Here is a 19,704-nt window from a genome sequence, read left to right as displayed (position 1 = left end):
GGGAAATAACACATACACAACATGATGGAAATATTTCGTTTCGCACTGCAATGACGGTTCATGAAAAACCAGAGCGGAAAGCATTCAGCAATAAGTAATGTAATTAAAAAAAGTAAAGGAGGGGTAAAAAAGGCCGGACAGGAAGGGGTTTCCTGCCCTTTATCGGATTCAGGCGGGCTGACAGAATTTCTGTTCGAACTCTTCTTTAGAAAGCGGCGCAGAGAATAAATAGCCCTGCCCGAACTGGATATTTTCTTTCAGCAGCCACTGGCGCTGCGCTTCGGTTTCGACGCCTTCTGCAATGAGCTGAATATCCATCGCGCGGCCAATTGAGGCCACAATGTTCACCATCACTTCGTCTTCCGGCAGAACGCTGACGAAGCTGCGGTCAATTTTAATGACGTCGATAGGCAAGGAACGCAGGCGGTTTAGGTAATCCAGACCGGAATAACCCAGGCCGAAATCATCCAGTTCAATCGAGACGCCCACGGCGCGGAGTTCGCTGAGCAACAGCAGCGCGCGATCCAAATCATCAATGCGCGCCGTTTCGGTGATTTCCAGCACCAGCTGACCCGGATTAATTTTGTAGCGGCTGAGCAGGCTGCGCAGTTCCGGCAGGAAATTACGCTGCTGAACCTGAACACCGGACAAATTCACCGAAAGCGGTAAGGTAATGCCGCGCTGTTGCCAGTCGGCAAGAATGCCGCAGCCCAGTTCGAGGATTTTGTAACCCAGCATGCTCATCACGCCGATTTCTTCGGCCAGCACGATGAAGTCACTTTCCAGGCCATAACTGCCGTTGGCCATTTTTCTGCGCAACAGGGCTTCAGCGCCCACCACCGTGCCGGTTTCCATATTGACCTGCGGCTGGATGAACAGCGTGAAATCGTTCTGTTCCATCGCGTGCAGGATCTCGTTTTCCTGCAACAGGCGTTTCTGAATTTTCTCGGTCAGTTCCGGTTCGAAGAACAGAATCTGGTTTTTGCCCTGCTGATAAGCCGACACTCTGGCGGCGCGCGCATTGGCCATCAGCTGCTGCGCAGTCACCGGCGTTTCGCCCGTGTGCTGAACAATGCCGATGCTGCCGGTCGGATGCAGCGACATATTGCCGGAATCGCTTTCCTGCGGCGCATTAATGCGTTCCATGATTTGTCGCGCAAGGCGCATCGCCATAAATGGCCGCGGCACATCGCCCGCCAGCAACGCAAATTCGTTGTAGCTCAGACGCGCCAGCAAACAGTGTTCCGGCAGCACATCCATAATAGAAGAGATCAGCGGGCAGCTGACATGGCCGTCGTCGCGCAGGCTTTCAATGCCAATCAGCAACAGGTGGAAGCCCTTTTCCGGCTCCGACGAATGCAGCCGGTGTTGCAGGCGTTGCATAAACTGCTCGGCATTATTGAGGGTGTCTTCCGCGGGCAGCAGCGCGTCATTCATGCTTTGCTGCGCTTTTTCCAGCTGCTGCTGATTGCGGTTATAACTGCGCACCAGCATGCCAATTTCATCGTCTTCATGGCGCTCCGGCAGCACCAGCTGATGATAAGGCACTTCGCTTTCCGGCAGAGATTCCAGCTCGCTGGCAATGGTGCGCAGCGGTTTGACGATCAGACGGTTCACCACCCAGCTCACCGAAATGGTGAGGATCAGCGACAGCAGGAGATAGGTTGTCAGCATGGTCGACAGCGCGCTGACGATAAACTGATACATGCGGTACGAATCCGCCTGAAGGACCAGATACGCCAGCGGCTTGGGGGCTTTAGGGCTGGCAGCCGCAGAATAAAGGGGAACTGAAATAGTAACGGGCAGATTGAAACCGCGGGTAACCCACTGCGGCACCGGTCTGCCGGGCGGGAAATGCGTGTGCAATGCGGCAATCTGATTAGGCATCACGACGTCGGCGCGACTGAGGATCCCGACCGGTTGCAGAGTGTTGAGAATGTCCTGCGTTTCTTCAAGATCGACATCTAGCACCGCTTGCGAAAGGGGCTCACGGACAGAATGTGCAATATTTTCAAGTTGCTGGGCGTAATCGTCCCTCCGTTGTTGCACAAAGTGAAACAACTGGATGACGATAAAAATACAAATGGTGATTGCAGCAATACTGGACACCGCCGCCATCTGCTTAATCGTTAATGAACGCCTGACCCGCAACTTATTTCTCCATCAACTGCCGGGCTGATTTGCCCCGCATACACTAACAGGAACGGTACTTCTGCGCAGTATACCTCATAACCGGTTATTTCGAGGTGAAACACGATGTTTTGGCTATAAAAAACAACACGTTTGACAATCAGCATCTACACTCAAAATTCATAGGGTTATTTCGCTTACGAAAAACATACATTACCAGTAGTAATTGAATTATGAGCATCATAAGAAGATGCCAGCTTCAATACACTTAATGAAGTTTGTGTGCTACCGATCACAGCAAAGGCAAATGATTAGTCTGTGCTAACACAAAAATTCAGATAATAAATATCAAAAACCTTCTGTGACAGGCAGTTATCAATGTGATGATATTTATGCGTGAAAATCCTATTTTTTGTAAAAAGTGCTCTATGCTGTAAAAGAGCTGATATATTAAGAAGAGTCTCATTCCCACTAAAAACTTAAAGAAAATTAAACTTTTTATACTCTTTGTTAGCGGCCTTTTAGGGGCGCTTTGACGCTCAGAAAATACTGACATATATATAATCCTAGCGGGCGGGATTTATGAATAAATATGACGACATTAAACGTTTTATGGATAAAACGAAGTTGGAAAAGCTTGATTATAAAGAGCTTAACGAAAAATCAACGGGTGAATCCATTACCGGTTCTATGAACCAGTGGACGTTGATTAAACAAGTGTCAGCCAGCGAAGATCCGGCCGGACCACTCGACAATGGCCGCACGACACAACCCACGCCTCAGTCCATTTCTGCCGATGAGTTTTCACTCGCTGCGTCGCAGCCGGTGAGTGAACCTTCTTTCACGCAATCCCCGGTGAATCAGCCTCAGCAATCGTTGCCACAAGCCGCAGCCGCACAGCCCGTGCAGCAAAATCAGGCCGCACCGATGTCATCGGAAGTCCCTCCGCCCGCGGCGGGTTTTGGGTTGCTTGATGCCTTGCGTGAAACGCTGCCTCCGGCGCCGCCACAGCCTGCTCCCGTGCAGGCCGCACAGCCCGGAAAACATCAGCCGGTTCACACCGCGCCGACGTTCCACGCCCAGTCAGTTATTCCTGACAACGGCGGAAGTCTGCTCGATTCACTGCGTAAAGTGATGCCGGAACCGGCTGCGCGACCTGCGCCTGTTCAGCCGGCTCCGGTTCACTCGCCAGCCCCTGTTCAGCAGGCAGCGCCGGTTCGCAGCCAGCCCGTACAGCCTGCGGCACCGGCATATCAACCGGTTCCGGTACACAAACCGGCACCGGCCAGCGCGTACACAACCAGCACGGCGCCTGCTACACCCGCGTCCCCGGCGTCTGCTGATGCTAACCAGCGCTTTAAACAAATGTTTAAACAGCGGGCGCCGCAGCCTGCCAGCGCCTATTTACATCGCGACACACCGCTTCAACCCCTGTTAGAGATGATTGCCTCATGCCGTTAGTTTGCGTTTGTTCACCGAAAGGTGGGGTAGGAAAAACCACGGTGGCCTCCAATCTGGCCTATTCGCTTGCCCGCAGTGGCAGCAAAGTTCTGGTCATCGATTTTGATGTGCAAAACGCCCTTCGCCTTCATTTTGGTGTGCCTATTTCCGATACCCGCGGCTTTGTCGCCGGTTCAGGCAATGAATCCGACTGGAGCCAGTTTATTCTCAAGGCGGGTTCAAATACCTTTGTATTACCTTACGGCGAAGTGACGGAAGATCAGCGTCTGGAATTCGAACACCAGTTAGCCAGCGATCCGCATTTCTTACAGCGGGGATTAAATACCGTACTGAATTATCCGGGTTTAATTATTGTCGCCGATTTTCCTCCCGGCCCGAGCCCGGCGTTAAAAGCCGTTCAGGCGCTTGCGGATTTACATATTGTGGTGATGTTAGCGGATACCGCGTCATTATCTTTATTGCCATTAATGGAAAAAAATAAATTAATTGGCACGCCTTTAAATAATAAGAAAGGTGAATTTTACGTCGTTAACCAAAGTGACACTCGCCGGACATTAAGCCGCGACGTGACGCAATTTTTTGAACAACGTCTGAACGAAAGATTATTAGGCACGATCCACAGGGATGAATGTGTGCCAGAGGCGAATGCCTCGCAGCGCTCTATTATTGATTTTAGTCCGGTATCGGCTTCGGCATTTGATATTGAACTGATCAGCAAAAAAGTCGCCGCTATTTTAGGGATTAAAGTCGGTGATGGTGAATTACACGCCGCGCCTAAATCTGGCAGTTATTAACTATCACTGTTAACAGCGACCCCAAAGCGATGAATAAATTCCTGTTTTCCTTACTTGTGCTTCTGCTGCTGCCGGTGGCAGCAGTGATCATCATCACCCCTATGGACAGCCAGAAACAGTACATTTTTGGTCTGATCAGCATCGGGCTGTTATTCCTGCTCGGCATCAGCAAGAGCCGCCGTATCAGTGTGGTCATGGTCATCATGTCCGTTATTATGTCGACGCGGTATATTTACTGGCGCGCGACAGAGACACTGCATTTTAATTCAACGATAGAAGCCATCTTAGGGATCGGGTTATTCCTCGCCGAACTGTATGTCTGGATTATTTTATTGCTGGGCTACCTGCAAACCACGTGGCCACTGAAACGCACCATCGAACCGTTGCCGGATGACACCACCCTGTGGCCGACCGTGGACGTGTATATTCCGTCTTACAACGAAAGTCTGGATGTGGTGCGTGATACCGTTCTGGCCGCGCAATGTATCGATTATCCGAAAGACAAAATCAAAATATACGTGCTCGATGACGGTAAGCGCGACGAATTCGCCGTGTTCTCCGCCGATGCGGGCGTGGGTTATATCACCCGTAACGACAACTCCCACGCCAAAGCCGGTAACCTGAACCATGCGATGAAACTCACCAAAGGTGAGCTGATTTGTGTGTTTGACTGCGACCACGTTGCGACACGCGCCTTTTTACAGGCCACCGTGGGCAGCTTCCTGAAAGATCCGCGTCTGGCGCTGATCCAGACACCTCACTATTTCTACTCGCCGGATCCGTTCGAACGCAACCTTTCCGCTGGACGCACCATGCCAAACGAAGGCGCGCTGTTCTACGGCCCGGTTCAGCAAGGTAACGATAACTGGAACGCCACGTTCTTCTGCGGTTCGTGTGCGGTTATCCGCCGCGTGGCGCTTGAAGAAGTCGGCGGTTTTGCCGTTGAAACCGTGACAGAAGATGCGCACTCCGCGCTGAAAATGCAGCGCCGTGGCTGGAATACTGCGTTTCTGGATATTCCGCTGGCCGCCGGTCTGGCGACAGAACGTCTGGGCCTGCATGTCATTCAGCGTACCCGATGGGCGCGTGGCATGACGCAGATTTTCCGCGTCGATAACCCGCTTCTGGGACGTGGCCTGAAATGGCAGCAACGCCTGTGTTATCTGAACGCCATGCTGCACTTCCAGTTTGGCCTGCCGCGCGTGGTGTTCCTGACCGCCCCGCTGGCGTTCCTGCTTTTCAACCTGAACATCATTTCCTCGTCCGCCAGCCTGATTTTTGCTTACGCGCTGCCGCACCTGGTGATGTCGCTGTACATCAACTCCCGCATGAATGGCCGGTTCCGCTATACGTTCTGGGGTGAAATCTACGAAACCGTCATGGCTTTCCACCTGATCCTGCCCACGCTGGTCACGATGTTTGCGCCAAAACGCGGGAAATTTAACGTAACCGACAAAGGCGGCCTGCTGGACGTCGGCTTCTTTGACTTCAACATCGTGAAACCGCATCTGATCGTTGCGATTCTGATGATTATCGGCATCGGTTACGGCGTGGTGCGGGCGATTTTCCATGACTACTTTGCCATCGATCCGAACGTTATCGCCCTGAACGTCGCATGGGGCAGTTTCAGCGTGCTGATTTTGCTGGCGGCGATTGCCGTGGCGAAAGAAACCCGTCAGGTGCGTAAAACCATCCGTATTGATGTCGCCATTCCGGCCATCATTCATTACGCCAATGGGATTTCACTGCGCACCACCACAATTGATATGTCGATGGGCGGCGTGCAGCTGGTGACGCCGGATGTGCGTTACATCGACGAAGAAATTGAAGAAGTGGAAATTCAGCTTTCTTCCGGTGCAGAGAGTTTCCCGGTGACGCAAATCAGCGGCAATAAAGAACGCCTGCGTCTGCAATTTGAAAACCTGCCGCTGTCGAAACGCCGCGAGCTGGTACGCGTTGTGTTATGCCGTGCTGACGCCTGGATTGGCGAAGAGTATCCGCCGGACAACCCGTTCAAATCTCTGGTCAGCATTATCCGTTGCGTGTTTGAGCTGTTCTACAACACCTGGAAAGAGCGCCGTGCCAAAAATAAACCCGCTGACGCCACCAGCAAGAGTGAAGCAGCATGAATCGACCACGTAAACAGACCGTAAAACGCCGTTTATCTGCTGTGCCGGGCGCGTCCCTGCTCAGGAAAATCTCCGCCGGCGTGTTGCTGACCTTCAGCAGCCTGCCTTTTACTCATGCTGAAGACGCCGCCGCACCTGCCGTGGATCCGGCGACCAGCCTGCCCGCTGCGCCATCATGGTTGCCGCCTGTCACGCCGATGCCGGATGAAAGCGCACCGGCCAGCGCAGCACCTGCCGCGCCAGCACCGGCGGGCGATGCACCTCAGACCGACACCACGCCGGTGAATACCAGCAGCACCGCGCCCGCCACCGATCCGTCGGCAGCCCCTGCGCCGGTCATTCCGCTGGTTCAGCCGGTGACCAGCACTATCACCGTGGCTGAAATGGGGCAGACCAACGGCCTGACCCTCAGCGGCGGCCAGTTACAGTCCGGAATTATCTTTACGCTGCCAGCCGATGAAGTGGTCACCAACGCCCACCTGTCGCTGGCACTGAAAATTTCCCCGGCGCTGATTGCCCGCGATACCACGCTGGAACTGATGCTTAACGGTCAGCCTCTGGGCAATCTGCCGCTCAATCAAAGCAGCAACGGCGGCGATGTTTACGATCTGGATATTCCGTCGGCGATGGTGGTCTCCAACAACAACCTGAGCTTCCGCGTGCATGACAGCAACACCATGACCTGCGAGAAAGATCAGTCGGACAAATATTGGGTCACAATTTTGCCGACCACCAGCATTGGTCTGGAAGGTCAGCAGCTGAATATTGGCCGCAATCTGGGTAACTTCCCGCGTCCGTTCTTTGATGGCCTGCAAATGCAGGAATCGAAAATTACGATGGGCTTCTCCGCGGCGATGAAACCCGGCGATGTCAGCGCAGCGGCGATGGTCTCTTCTTATCTCGGCATGTTGTCCGATTATCGCAGCGTCGATTTCCCGGTCATCCTGAACGATTTACCGGACCAGAACGGCATTCTGTTTGGTAAGCCGGGCGATAAAATCGGTTCACTGACGTTGCCAGCCAGCAACGGCGCATCGATTCAGATTATCGATAACCCGATCAACCCGGTTTATAAACTGCTGCTGGTGCTGGGCAATGACGATAACGAACTGCGTCAGGCCGCGTACCGCCTGATCAGCGGCGGAATGCCGAACAACGCCGAGCGTCTGGATGTTACGCAGCAAACCATTCCGTCGAGCAAACCGTATGACGCGCCGCGCTGGATTGATACCTCGCGCCCGGTCACGCTGGGCGAACTGGCTGGCAAAGATCCGGACTCCCTGATTTCCAACGGGATTTATCACGACGGCATTCAGGTTGCCTTCCGCGCCGCGCCGGATCTGTTCATGTGGGATGGCCACAACATTCCGGTGCGCATCGATTACCGTTTCCCGACGGAAAACTGGATTGATGAAGACAGCTCGCGCCTCAATGTGTCCATCAACAGCAACTTCCTGCGTAGCCTGACAGTGAACAAAGTCGGTCTGGTGGAAAACATCTGGCGTCGCCTGGGCGGTGACAGCCGTCAGGAACGTTATACCCTGCAACTCGCGCCATACCTGATTTACGGGGATAACCAGCTGCAATTCTATTTCGACATCAAGCCGAAAAAAGATGCGCCGTGCAGCATTCTGACCAGCGACAACATCAAGAGCCGTATCGATCCGAAATCCTTCATCGACCTGAGCGGAAGCTACCATTTTGCACAGTTGCCGAACCTGTCGTATTTCGTCGGTGCGTCTTATCCGTACTCCAAACTGGCTGACTTCACCGACACGCTGATGTTGCTGCCGGAAGTGCCTTCCGCCGATGAAATCCACACGCTGCTGAATCTGGCCGCACGTGCCGGGAAAGCGACGGGTGTACCGGTGAATCACGTACAGGTCGCCTTTGGCCTGAAAGGCGATGAAAGAAATAACGCGTTGTTTGACCGCGATATTCTGGCCGTCACCACCCTGGGCGATACGCCGTTCAACCAGCAGTTACTGGCCGATTCGCCGTTCAGCGTCAATGCCGGTTCGATGGGCGTGAAAACGCCGACGCAGGTTCAGCGTATCGTGGCGTGGCTCACCGGCGACTGGTACCGCCAGCCGGTGGATGCTGACCGTTATCTGTCCTCAACCGGCGCATGGCGCGGCTTCGTCAGCTACCGCTCACGCTGGTCAAACGATCACGTCGTGGTCGTCGCAACGGGCACGGACGATCAGCAACTGCTGAAAATTCATAACGACCTGAAATCGCCGAAAATCAACGCCAACGTGCGTGGCGATCTGGCGATTATTACCGATGAAAATGGCATCCGCAGCTTCTCCGTCGGGCAGCAATTCCCGACCGGCCAGATGCCGTGGTACATGATGGTGCTCTGGTACGCCAGCACGCATATCGTGATCCTCTCGCTGATTGCCACACTGGTTTCACTGCTGATTGGCCTGAGCCTGTTCGTCGTGTTGCGTCGTCATGCTGCTAAACGTCTGGGTCAGAAATGAAAAGCGTCGTCTCAAGAAGAACAACAATAACAATGAAGGTAGCCGTTACTCCCGGCTATAACCTGGCGATTACCGGAGCTGGAAAATGAAAAAACATAAACTGTCCCTGGCGGTGATCAGGGCTATTTATCTGGTAGGGATCGCCGGAGTTGCAAGTTTCAGTGCCACCACGTTTGCGGCGGATACCACCAATCCGGCCATGAAAGCCCTGTTTGACCAGGCCGCTTACTGGCATGAACGCGCCCACGATGATCTGGCGAAAGATGCCTTGCAGAAAGTCCTGCTGGTCGAGCCGAATAACGCGCAGGCGTTGTACCTGATGTCGCTGTATTCCATGCAAAGCGGCGACAAAACGGCGGCAAACCAGTGGCGTCAGAAACTGTCCAGCGTTTCGCCGGATGACCCGCGTCTGGCATCGCTCAACAGCGCTAAAGCGATGCAGTCTATTCCTCCGGCGCAGCTGGCGTCTGCCCGTCAGATGGCGGCGCAGGGGAACGTCAGCGGCGCGCTTTCTGCCTACCGCACTATTTTTAACGGCAACCAGCCGCTCGACAGCCTGGCGACCGAATATTACCTGACCATGGCGGGCGACAAATCGCTCCAGCCGCAGGCCATTCAGGGATTGCAGCAGCGCGTCGCCGCCCGTCCGGAGGACACACAGGCGCGCCTCGGATTAGGCAAAGTGCTGACGTATCAGGAATCGACCCGCCGCGACGGGATCAAACTGCTGAGCACGATGGCCGGTTCCAGCACCGAAGCCGACCGCTCGCTGCGTCAGGCTTTGTTGTGGATGGCACCGCAGGAAGATGACCGCGATTTGTATCAGGGCTATCAGGCGCGTCATCCGAATGACACCGCCGTGATGGCGTACTTCCAGAAAAACATTGGCGGCGCGGCGAAGGGTCAGGGCTTTACGGCGCTGAACAGCGGCGACGTCAACAGCGCGAAAGCCAAGTTTGAAAGCGTGCTGGCCGATAACCCGAACGACGCCGATGCACTGGCCGGTCTGGGTTACATCGCGCAGCGCAGCGGAAACTTTGAAGAAGCGTCGCAGTATCTGAGCAAAGCCGCCGCACAGGGCGGCGCGAACAGTGCGCAGCTGAGCAATCAGGCGCAGGATTCTGCGTTTTACGCCCAGCTGGCGAAAGCCAAAGCCGCCGCTGCGTCCGGCAGTTATGACGCCGCGCTGGCCGCCGTCACCCCGCTGGCGTCCGTCGGCGGTGAAAAAGGTCAGTCAGCCGGTTTACTGCGTGCAGATATTCTGCGCCGCAAAGGCGATCTGGCCGGTGCGGAACAGCAGTACAGCGCACTCGGTGACAACGCCGATGCCCGCGCCGGGCTTTTCTACGTGCTGCGTCAGCAAAACAAAACGGCTGAGGCCAATCAGGTTCTGAAAACCCTGCCAGCCAGTTTGCAGGCGAAGATGAATCCGCCGACCGTGGCCGACGTCATCGAACCGATGCGCCGCCAGGCCGCGCAGGCCGTCGCCAACAACGATCCGCAGCGCGCGCTGAATATTCTTCAGCAGGCGCAGGAACGTCAGCCGTCTAACGTCTGGGTCAAACTGGATATGGCGCGCATTCTGCAATCGCAGGGACAGACCGCACAAGCGCAGTCCATCATGGCGCCGTCTTCGCGTCCGGGCGCGTCATCAGCAGACCTTTACGCCGCCGCGCTGTTTGCATCCGAAACCAAAAACTGGGCCACCGCCAACGCCCTGCTCTCGCGCATTCCGCGCAGCAGCCAGAATCAGGGTATGCGTGAACTGGCGCAGCGCGCCAACTTCAATGCGCAAATGGCGGATGCCGAAAATTATCTGCAACAGGGCAATACCGCCGCGGCCGCCAATACCTTGCGCGCACTGGCGCAGAACCCACCAACGGCGCCCGCCGATGTCGGCGCACTGGCAAAAAATCTCGCTGCCACCGGGCAAGTTCCGCTGGCCGTGCAGCTGGTTCGCCAGAACATGCGTCAGGGCGTGAACGGCAATGCGGGCGATTATGCCGATCAGATCACCGTGCTCAATTCCGCCGGTCTGGGCAACGAAGCGCAGGCTTTCCTGCAAAATCCGCAAATTCAGTCCGGCACATCCGCAACCGCGCTGGCCAATCTGCGTAACGGATACGTGATCACTCAGGCCGATCAGCTGCGTGAGCAAGGCCAGTACGCCGCCGCTTACGACAAACTGGTCGTCGCACTTCAGGCGGATCCGCAAAACCGCGATCTGATGCTGGCGATGGCGCGCCTTTATCAGTCCGGCAAACTCAATAAACAGGCCGGTCAGGTTTATAACTATCTGATGCTCAACGATACGCCGACGCAGGATGCACGCGTCGGTGCCATCAACGTCGCGCTGGGCGAAGGCGATAACAAACGGGCGCAGGAACTGTTAACCGGCCTGCGCGGCGAACGTACGCCGGACCGTTTGTTACTTGAAGCCCGCGTGGCCGAAGCACAGGGCGATCACCAGCAGGCGCTGGCGTTACTGCGTTCCGCGAAGGGCAAGATGATTGGTCTGGAAGGCGCAGACAGTACGGCGCAGGTGGCCGGATTGCAGATCAGCGACAACCCGTTTATCAACCGCTCAACGCGGACTTCACCGGGCCGTCCGGCAACACAATCTTCTTACGGCACCGTATTGCCGTGGCAGGTCTCTGATCAGGTTTCGGTGCCGGGTAATATTCCGACACCTGCCGTACCAACCGCCGTCGCGCAGCGTACCGCAACGGAAAAACAGATCGACGACATGCTCGACGATTTGCAGGGCAAAACCGCGACCTGGGCGCAGGGCGATATGTCGATTCGCGGGCGTGACGGTGAAAGCGGCCTCAGCCAGCTGACCGAAGCGAAAGCGCCAATGACCTTTGCTTTCGTGCCGTTTGATACGTCGCGTCTGAGCATCGGCGTTACGCCAGTTTCCCTCAGCGCAGGCAGCCCGTCCGGCACCGGCAATACCCGGTTTGGTCAGGGTGCGCTGGCGCAGGCACAGTCGGCGCAGAAAGACGTGGCAGCCGCCGCCGCCGCAGCCGGTCTGGATATCGCAAACTACAGCACCTTTGCCAAATTGCAGGCAGCCGCAGCGGCTAACTCCAGTACAAACTGTACATCGACTAATGCAACGTCCGATCAGTGCGTGGCCTACAACACGATTACCGGCACCGATCCGACAACGTATTCCGCTCCCGCCGCAGGCAACCAAAGCGCGACCGGCGTAGAAGTGAACGCCGCGCTGACCGGCGACAGCTATAAAGCGGATATCGGCAGTACGCCGCTCGGACAGGATCTGAACTCACTGGTCGGTGGTGTGCAATGGGCACCGAAACTGACTGATTTCACAACGCTGCGCCTGACGGCTGAGCGTCGTGCGGTCACCGACAGTATTCTGTCTTACGTCGGCACCAAAGATAATTACAGCGGCAAAACCTGGGGTCAGGTCACCAAAAACGGCGGCAGCATTAATCTGTCCTACGATGACGGCGACGCCGGTTTCTATGCCGAAGGCGGTTACTACAGCTATCTGGGTAACAACGTGAAGAGCAACCAGTCGGTAAATGCCAACGCCGGGTTGTACGTTCGTCCATATCGTTATGACGACCGCGAGCTGAAAACGGGGATCAACGTCGGTTACATGAACTTCGACAAGAACCTCAGCTACTACTCCTACGGTCAGGGCGGTTACTTCAGCCCGCAGAACTACGTCAGCGTCTCCTTCCCGGTGGAATACACCCAGAAGTATGACGACTGGGATCTGAAACTGTCAGGCGCCGTGGGCTATCAGTCCTATTCTCAGGATAAGAGTGCGTACTTCCCGAATAACCCTGACTTGCAGAAACAGCTGGAAGATCTGGTCGCAGAAGGCTACGGCACCGAAGCGTATTACGGCGGGAAAACGCAAAATGGCATCGGCTGGAACGCAGGCGTTGGCGGTAACTACCATCTGAATAAAAATATGCAGATTGGCGGAAAAGTTGGCTACGATACTTTCGGTGATTACAACGAAAGCACCGCGCAGGTCTACTTCCGTTACCTGATGGGCCAAAATTAACACCGGTGGAATAAAACCATGCAAGAACAAAACTATGCACAAGTTGCGCAGGAATATTACCGCCAGCGTCACACCACACCAGGCTGGCAAAGCCTGGTGCAGGTGCTTTTTTCAGGTATTCTGGCGTCGGCCGACGATGAAGATGGCCGTCGTTTTATCACACTGATGGGCAATAATCTGGCGCGTCAGCATGCGTTACCGGCTTCTTCAACGCTGGGTGAACTGGAAGATAACATTAACCACATTCTCAGCCATTTTGACTGGGGTGTGGTGAAGCTGGAAGCCACTCAGCAACAGCTCGCGCTGGTTCATATTGCCTGGCCGGTGTCGCCGCAAGGACAGGATGACGAATTATGGCGTATCGCCCTGATTTCGTTGTTTGAAGGTCTGTATGCCGAATGGTTGTTATCACAAGGCGGGCAGCCTTATGTTCCCCTGCGCTGGCAGGAAAGCACACCGGAAGGCGCCTTTGTTTTCCGCTATCAAAATGGTTTGTAAGGAATTTAATATGTGGTTATTTCGGCGCTACAGCCTGGTGCTGTGGTTCAGCCTTATTGTTGCATTTTTCAGTTCTTCAGTAATGGCGCAGGATGCAGGCTGGTCGGCTTATAAAAGCCGCTTTCTGATGCCAGACGGTCGAATTATTGATACCGCCAATAAAAACGTCAGCCACACAGAGGGCCAGGGTTTCAGCATGTTGCTGGCGGTGTTCAATGACGATCAGGCGACATTCGACAAACTGTGGCAGTGGGCAAATACAACGCTTTACCGTAAAGATATCGGCCTCTACTCATGGCGCTATGACCCGAACAGCAGCGTCCATGTCGCGGACAAGAATAACGCCTCTGACGGCGATACGCTCATCGCCTGGGCGTTGTTGCTGGCGGGGGATAAATGGAATGAATCCCGCTATACCCAGGCTTCTGACAAATTGCAGGCCGCGCTGATCAAACACAACGTGATTGATTACGCGGGCTACAAAGTGATGCTGCCGGGCGTATCAGGCTTCAATCAGACCAGCAATATCACGGTCAACCCGTCTTACTTCATCTTCCCCGCCTGGCAGGCTTTTTTTGCGCGCAGCCATTTAAAAGTGTGGAAAGATCTGGATGAAAGCGGCACCGCGATGCTCAGCAAAATGGCATTTGGTGAATTCCGCCTGCCGACAGACTGGGTCGATATGCAGGCAGACGGCACGATGAAACCGGCCACCCGCTGGCCAACGCGTTTCAGCTACGACGCCGTGCGTATCCCGCTGTATCTTGGCTGGGCACATCCTGGCAGCCCGCAGCTGGCGCCGTTTATTCTGTGGTGGCAGAAATCTCCGCGTACCGCGACACCGGCCTGGATTGACGTCATGACCGGCACCAAAGCCAGCTACAACATGTCGCCGGGCCTGTTAGCCATCCGTGATTTCACCATGGCCAATGCCAGCGCCATCAGCCCGACTCTGGCACCGAAGGATGACTATTATTCTTCCTGCCTCCAGCTGCTGAGCTGGTGGGCGAGTCATAAAGGTTAAACTGGGTTTGAAATAATCCTCGTTATCTACGAGAAAGATGCTGGATTTATGAAGTTCATCGCCACAAATTGAATTTTCACTCTTCACTTTGTGGCTAATTTAATATTTCCTCATCATTTATCAGATAATGAACTTTATTACTTTCGTCGTGAAAAATCGTCATTATTATATGATTCTCAAAGCACCTTTCTTCTGATTTTATTTCATCAAAACAGTAAAATTTCCTTTGAGTAAAAGAAAACCAATTTGAGCTATCTTCAGCTAATTTCTGAAGCCCATTTCCGCCATCTAAAAGGTTGATAAAGTAAACACCATTTTCATCACCCTTTGGTGAACCATATTTCTTTTTAATAATAGTTTCGTTAGATTCCCACCATGTAATTTTACCTTTCCGGGTCAAAGGAGGTTCTTTGATCACAAGATCCATCATTGCCACACTTTGCTCCACATGAATAATTTCCGGATTTCTAACAAAGAATCGAAATAATAATAATGAAGCCAGCAAAACACTTACAGTAATGTTTTTTCTACTCATTAGTAATTCAACAATCCATTTGATACAATGACGTAAAAATATTCTTGTCATTTTGTTATAGAATCCCCGTCAATGTAGTAGTAGGTTTTATTATCTCTTCCATTATTGATCATCATTAAATTTTTTTTCTCTATGCATCTGCTTTCAGATTTTATTTCATCGAAACAAATAAGATCATTCTTTGAAAACGAATACCATGATGAAAATCTTGCCTCTGAGACGCTTACAAATCCCACTCCAATATCTTCTATACCTACAAAATAATTACCGTATTCATCAACATCAGATATGTCATTTTTTAGTAGAAGGCTATCCTTATTGTTTTCCCACCAAATTATTTTACCAGCCTGAGTCAGAGGGAAGTTTCTGACAACTATGTCTGTTTCCCCTTTCACATGGTGTACGAAAATTATTTCTGTTTTTCTAAAGAGCAGCATATATGCTGACATGGCAATACATAGAATAGTAGCTATCACTATTGTCTTTCTCATGGTCTTCCACCTGACAGATAAACGTCCGTTTCCATTTCAGTCACAAAAGGCTTGAATGCTAATTTTTCATAACGTTGCAAAATAAACCAAATTCTGAAAAATCTGAGAGAGTTAAATCTTCCTTTCAGAATATCGTCTTTATCCAAACCAAAATGATCTTGTGACTTATAATTAATACAAGCATCGAAACCTGTATTACTGATTGAGAGTACCTTTAACGTTATCTGAGTTGCATAGGTATCATGAACTGTAATTCCCATTCCATTGACCCTGTCTTTTAATCGGTCAAATTTTGGAACGATTCCGCGGCTTATCTCTAAAGTTAGTAACGACCTGGCGATCTCCGGGAATATTTTTAGCTTCCAATCTATATTGTAAGCCAGAATATATTTTATTCTTTTTAAACTGCTATCACTGGAAAAATCATGCATGATCTGGTCTTTCAGTGCCATATTTAAAAGAGGGTCCTTGAAGCGCAGACCGCTATTGCTTTGCAAATGATTTATCATTTTGACGATTAAACCGCTGTAAAGCCCATACAATGCAAAAGGGCGCGACAGGCTTCTTAACTCATCAAAAAGTAAACTGATACATTCCTCCTTTGAGATTTTATTTTTGTTTTCATCTTCCTGAAGATAACTAAACCGGGAAGGTGTTGCTTTGAAAGGATCGATAAGTATTGTTGACGGTTTGTTAAATAAGTCGTAGTCCTGCATTGGACTGAGGGTAACCGGGTCTTTTTTTGTGAACCTGTAGGGATCAACCTTTGTCGATATATCATCAAGATGGTAAGCCGATTTTAGCTGTTGTTCTGTTAGATCCCCATAGCGCAGGTCATCTGAGGACTTAGCCCCTGCGGGGGTGGCATAAATTAAAGCTGGCAACCGTATGCCTGACATATTAATTCCTTTTAAATTTGTTTGTTACTGCTATCCATAATTCACCGAGCAAATATAAATCAATAATATATACTTATATTTAATGCATAAAATCACTGGCAGGTTAAATATACTTACCATCAACCTTTCAGACACGACAGATATGATATTCTCATTTTTTAACCCATTATTGATCTGTGTGGTCGTCTTAAAATAAATCACCCACAAAAAAGCCCGCTTTCGCGGGCTTTGTCATTTCTGCAAATCCGTCAGAATTACGCGACGGTTTGCGTGGTTCCGTTTTCATCCTGATCGACGGCAAAGCAGGCGACCAGCTGATCACCGTATTGCTTCAGCTGTGGCTGGAACTGCTTGCAGGTGCCGAACGCGCGGCGGCAGCGGGCGTTGAACGCGCAACCGGCTGGCGGGTTCAGCGGGCTTGGCAGCTCACCGGTCAGTTTGATGCGCTCACGGCGCTCGTCCGGGTTCAGACGTGGCGTGGCGGACAGCAGCGCCTGTGTGTACGGATGGCGCGGGTTGCTGAAGATGGCGTCTTTCGAGCCTTTCTCCACGCAGCGGCCAAGGTACATCACCATCACTTCGTCGGCGATATGTTCCACAACGGACAAATCGTGAGAAATGAAGACGTAGGACAACCCCAGATCCTGCTGCAAATCCATCATCAGGTTCAGCACCTGCGCACGGACAGAAACGTCGAGCGCGGAAACCGGCTCATCGGCGATCACCACGTCCGGGTCGAGCATCAGACCACGGGCGATAGCAATACGCTGACGCTGACCGCCGGAAAACATGTGCGGATAACGGTCGTAGTGTTCCGTTTTCAGGCCCACTTTCGCCATCATCGCCAGCGCTTTTTCACGGCGTTCGGCAGCCGTCAGTTTGGTGTTGATCAGCAACGGTTCTTCGAGGATCTGACCGACTTTCTTGCGCGGGTTCAGCGATCCGTAAGGATTCTGGAACACGATTTGGATCTTCTGACGACGCAGCTTTTCTGCCGTGGCATCCGGTTTCAGCAAATCCTGACCGCGATAATAAAGCTCACCGCCGGTTGGCACTTCAATCATGGTCAGCAATCGGCCCAGCGTGGATTTCCCGCAGCCGGATTCACCGACCACTGCCAGCGTTTTCCCGCGTTCCAGCGTGAAAGACACACCGTCGAGCGCTTTTACGGTACGTTCCGGGGCGAACATCCCTTTCTTCACCGGGTAATGTTTTTTCAGGTCAATCGCATGCAACAGCGGCTGCGGTTGGGTGTTATCAGGACTCATAAGTAGGTCTCCCGGCATCATCCAGCGGATAATGGCACTTCGACTGACGCCCGTTCGCGAGGTCACGCAGCGCAGGTTCTTCTTTACGGCAACGGTCAGTTGCATACGGGCAGCGCGGGTTCAGCAGACAACCGCTCGGGCGGTCGTATTTACCCGGCACCACGCCCGGCAATGACTGCAAACGGGCTTTATCCGCCGCAAATTCCGGCAACGAGCGCAGCAGCGCCTGAGTGTACGGATGGCGCGGCGCACGGAAAATCTCCGTGGCTTTGGCCGATTCCACCACCTGACCGGCATACATCACGATGATGTGATGCGCGGCTTCCGCCACCAGCGCCAGGTCATGGGTGATCAGCATCAGCGCCATGTTCTCTTTCTGTTGCAGCTCAAGCAGCAGCTCGATGATCTGCGCCTGAATGGTCACGTCGAGCGCGGTGGTCGGCTCATCGGCAATCAGTAATTTTGGACGACAGGCGATTGCCATCGCGATCATCACACGCTGGCTCATCCCGCCGGAAAGCTGATGCGGATACACGTCGAGACGCGAAGCCGGATCAGGAATACCGACCAGATTCAGCAGGTCGATGGTGCGCTGACGGCGGGTCTTTTTGTTGCCACCCTGATGCACCTTGATGGCTTCCATAATCTGGAAACCGACGGTGTAGCACGGGTTCAGGCTGGTCATCGGATCCTGGAAAATCATCGCGACTTCCGCACCGACAATCTGACGGCGCTCTTTTTCGCTGATCCCCTGAAGATTGCGGCCACCGAACTCCAGTTTTTCCGCCATCACTTTGCCTGGGAAGTCGATAAGCCCCATCAGCGCCAGTGAACTGACCGATTTACCCGAGCCGGATTCACCGACAATCCCGACCACTTCGCCCTGCTTCACGCTGTAACTGATACGGTCTACGGCGCGGAACGGCGTACCTTCGTCACCAAAGTGAACGGAGAGTTTGTCCACGGTCAGCAATGTTTTACCGACCTGAACGTCATTCGTTAATGTTGTTTCCATCTCCAACCCCTTACTGCTTGAGTTTAGGGTCGAGGGCATCACGCAGGCCATCACCCATCAGGTTAAATGCCAGCACCGTCAACAGAATGATCACACCCGGAAAGGTCACGACCCACCAGGCACTTTGAGCAAACTGTAAAACGTCAGACAGCATGGTGCCCCACTCAGGCGTTGGCGGCTGTGCGCCCATACCGAGGAAGCCCAACGCTGCCATATCGAGGATGGCGTTGGAGAAGCCGAGCGATGCCTGAACAATCAGCGGCGCTAAGCAGTTAGGTAAAATATTGATGAACATCTGGCGCGCAGAACCGGCACCGGCGACGCGCGAAGCGGTCACGTAGTCACGATTCACTTCCACCAGCACCGCCGCGCGGGTTAAGCGGACATAGTGCGGCAGGGCGACGAACGTCAGCGCCAGCGAGGCGTTGACTATCGACGGACCGAAAATCGCCACCAGCACCAGCGCCAGCAACAGACTTGGCAGGGCCAGCATGATATCGACCACCCGCATGATGATGGCGTCCACGACACCGCCGTAGTAACCGGCAAACAGGCCGAAAACCACGCCGAGGATCAGGGAAAGCACCACGACCAGACAGCCGACCAGCAGCGATAAACGCGCGCCATACATCAGACGCGAAAGAATATCGCGGCCCACGTCGTCAGTGCCCAGCAGGAATTTCCAGCTGCCGCCTTGCATCCAGACCGGAGGACGCAGCAACGCATCGCGGAACTGTTCAGCCGGTGCGTGCGGGGCGATGAAGTTCGCGCCAACCGCCAGGATCAGCATGATGATGATGTAAACCAGACCGGTTACGGCCCCTTTGTTACGCTTAAAATAGTGCCAGAATTCGCGCAGTGGCGGCATCGGCGCTGGCGCAGCCGTCACTAACTCGTTAGCGACTGGCTCAGTGGTTTGAGACATTGTG

Annotated in this window: 14 protein-coding genes; 7 read left to right on the top strand and 7 right to left on the bottom strand. The window is 53.3% G+C overall.

All coding sequences use genetic code 11. The annotated features are described in order from the left end of the window. Positions 1-168 precede the first annotated feature (168 nt). The gene (gene hmsP / locus KWG64_RS11905; protein ID WP_195814875.1) at positions 169-2,151 is read right to left on the bottom strand and encodes a biofilm formation regulator HmsP; all 1,983 of its coding nucleotides are present in this window, start codon (positions 2,149-2,151) and stop codon (positions 169-171) included. A 561-nt stretch (positions 2,152-2,712) separates the two neighbouring features. On the opposite strand from hmsP, the gene KWG64_RS11900 reads away from it, so the two are divergent. The 7 genes from KWG64_RS11900 (at position 2,713) to KWG64_RS11870 (ending at position 14,567) form a co-directional block, all read left to right on the top strand. Next, the gene (locus tag KWG64_RS11900; RefSeq protein WP_218521992.1) at positions 2,713-3,591 is read left to right on the top strand and encodes a cellulose biosynthesis protein BcsO; all 879 of its coding nucleotides are present in this window, start codon (positions 2,713-2,715) and stop codon (positions 3,589-3,591) included. Beyond that, entirely contained in the window at positions 3,582-4,385 is an 804-nt protein-coding gene (gene bcsQ / locus KWG64_RS11895; protein WP_195814877.1) for a cellulose biosynthesis protein BcsQ, read from the top strand. The genes KWG64_RS11900 and bcsQ overlap by 10 nt, the downstream gene beginning before the upstream one ends. 29 nt (positions 4,386-4,414) lie before the next feature. Further along, positions 4,415-6,514 carry a UDP-forming cellulose synthase catalytic subunit gene (bcsA, locus tag KWG64_RS11890; RefSeq protein ID WP_152323658.1) on the top strand — a complete coding sequence of 700 codons (2,100 nt, stop codon included), beginning with the start codon at positions 4,415-4,417 and terminating at the stop codon, positions 6,512-6,514. Then, the gene (bcsB, locus tag KWG64_RS11885) at positions 6,511-9,000 is read left to right on the top strand and encodes a cellulose biosynthesis cyclic di-GMP-binding regulatory protein BcsB (RefSeq protein ID WP_218521991.1); all 2,490 of its coding nucleotides are present in this window, start codon (positions 6,511-6,513) and stop codon (positions 8,998-9,000) included. Before bcsA ends, bcsB begins: the two co-directional genes overlap by 4 nt. A gap of 85 nt (positions 9,001-9,085) precedes the next feature. After that, positions 9,086-13,045 carry a cellulose biosynthesis protein BcsC gene (locus tag KWG64_RS11880; protein WP_218521990.1) on the top strand — a complete coding sequence of 1,320 codons (3,960 nt, stop codon included), beginning with the start codon at positions 9,086-9,088 and terminating at the stop codon, positions 13,043-13,045. Between the two features lie 18 nt (positions 13,046-13,063). Continuing rightward, positions 13,064-13,543 carry a cellulose biosynthesis protein BcsD gene (gene bcsD, locus KWG64_RS11875; RefSeq protein WP_195814880.1) on the top strand — a complete coding sequence of 160 codons (480 nt, stop codon included), beginning with the start codon at positions 13,064-13,066 and terminating at the stop codon, positions 13,541-13,543. Positions 13,544-13,553: 10 nt separating this feature from the next. Then, positions 13,554-14,567: a glycosyl hydrolase family 8 gene (locus tag KWG64_RS11870; RefSeq protein WP_195826042.1), complete on the top strand. Its 1,014-nt coding sequence runs from the start codon at positions 13,554-13,556 to the stop codon at positions 14,565-14,567. A gap of 94 nt (positions 14,568-14,661) precedes the next feature. Here the strand turns inward: KWG64_RS11870 and KWG64_RS11865 are convergent, their stop codons facing one another. From KWG64_RS11865 to dppC, 6 genes are all read right to left on the bottom strand, one after another. Beyond that, positions 14,662-15,102 carry a DUF943 family protein gene (locus KWG64_RS11865; RefSeq protein ID WP_218521989.1) on the bottom strand — a complete coding sequence of 147 codons (441 nt, stop codon included), beginning with the start codon at positions 15,100-15,102 and terminating at the stop codon, positions 14,662-14,664. Between the two features lie 47 nt (positions 15,103-15,149). Further along, on the bottom strand, positions 15,150-15,593 hold the full coding sequence (locus KWG64_RS11860; protein WP_218521988.1) for a DUF943 family protein: 444 nt from the start codon (positions 15,591-15,593) through the stop codon (positions 15,150-15,152). Continuing rightward, the gene (locus KWG64_RS11855) at positions 15,590-16,492 is read right to left on the bottom strand and encodes a DUF3289 family protein (RefSeq protein WP_218521987.1); all 903 of its coding nucleotides are present in this window, start codon (positions 16,490-16,492) and stop codon (positions 15,590-15,592) included. Before KWG64_RS11855 ends, KWG64_RS11860 begins: the two co-directional genes overlap by 4 nt. Positions 16,493-16,746: 254 nt before the next feature. Further along, positions 16,747-17,760 (bottom strand): dipeptide ABC transporter ATP-binding subunit DppF, encoded by a 1,014-nt coding sequence (gene dppF / locus KWG64_RS11850; RefSeq protein ID WP_104923792.1) that lies wholly within the window; start codon positions 17,758-17,760, stop codon positions 16,747-16,749. Continuing rightward, positions 17,750-18,775: a dipeptide ABC transporter ATP-binding protein gene (gene dppD, locus KWG64_RS11845; protein WP_195814882.1), complete on the bottom strand. Its 1,026-nt coding sequence runs from the start codon at positions 18,773-18,775 to the stop codon at positions 17,750-17,752. Before dppD ends, dppF begins: the two co-directional genes overlap by 11 nt. A 10-nt stretch (positions 18,776-18,785) precedes the next feature. Beyond that, positions 18,786-19,700: a dipeptide ABC transporter permease DppC gene (gene dppC, locus KWG64_RS11840; protein ID WP_195825625.1), complete on the bottom strand. Its 915-nt coding sequence runs from the start codon at positions 19,698-19,700 to the stop codon at positions 18,786-18,788. Positions 19,701-19,704 lie beyond the last annotated feature (4 nt).

It is taken from the genome of Rahnella sp. PD12R (assembly GCF_019200965.1).
Lineage (GTDB): Bacteria > Pseudomonadota > Gammaproteobacteria > Enterobacterales > Enterobacteriaceae > Rahnella > Rahnella laticis.
Note: the sequence above shows the minus strand (reverse complement) of the source record. Positions and strands in the feature narration are given on the sequence as shown.

Excerpts from the sequence above, each read along its gene's own strand:
- KWG64_RS11900 (WP_218521992.1), top strand. The coding sequence starts at position 2,713 with ATGAATAAATATGACGACATTAAACGTTTTATGGATAAAACGAAGTTG.
- bcsQ (WP_195814877.1), top strand. The coding sequence starts at position 3,582 with ATGCCGTTAGTTTGCGTTTGTTCACCGAAAGGTGGGGTAGGAAAAACC.
- bcsA (WP_152323658.1), top strand. The coding sequence starts at position 4,415 with ATGAATAAATTCCTGTTTTCCTTACTTGTGCTTCTGCTGCTGCCGGTG.
- bcsB (WP_218521991.1), top strand. The coding sequence starts at position 6,511 with ATGAATCGACCACGTAAACAGACCGTAAAACGCCGTTTATCTGCTGTG.
- KWG64_RS11880 (WP_218521990.1), top strand. The coding sequence starts at position 9,086 with ATGAAAAAACATAAACTGTCCCTGGCGGTGATCAGGGCTATTTATCTG.
- bcsD (WP_195814880.1), top strand. The coding sequence starts at position 13,064 with ATGCAAGAACAAAACTATGCACAAGTTGCGCAGGAATATTACCGCCAG.
- KWG64_RS11870 (WP_195826042.1), top strand. The coding sequence starts at position 13,554 with ATGTGGTTATTTCGGCGCTACAGCCTGGTGCTGTGGTTCAGCCTTATT.
- KWG64_RS11865 (WP_218521989.1), bottom strand. The coding sequence starts at position 15,102 with ATGAGTAGAAAAAACATTACTGTAAGTGTTTTGCTGGCTTCATTATTA.
- KWG64_RS11860 (WP_218521988.1), bottom strand. The coding sequence starts at position 15,593 with ATGAGAAAGACAATAGTGATAGCTACTATTCTATGTATTGCCATGTCA.
- KWG64_RS11855 (WP_218521987.1), bottom strand. The coding sequence starts at position 16,492 with ATGTCAGGCATACGGTTGCCAGCTTTAATTTATGCCACCCCCGCAGGG.
- dppF (WP_104923792.1), bottom strand. The coding sequence starts at position 17,760 with ATGAGTCCTGATAACACCCAACCGCAGCCGCTGTTGCATGCGATTGAC.
- dppD (WP_195814882.1), bottom strand. The coding sequence starts at position 18,775 with ATGGAAACAACATTAACGAATGACGTTCAGGTCGGTAAAACATTGCTG.
- dppC (WP_195825625.1), bottom strand. The coding sequence starts at position 19,700 with ATGTCTCAAACCACTGAGCCAGTCGCTAACGAGTTAGTGACGGCTGCG.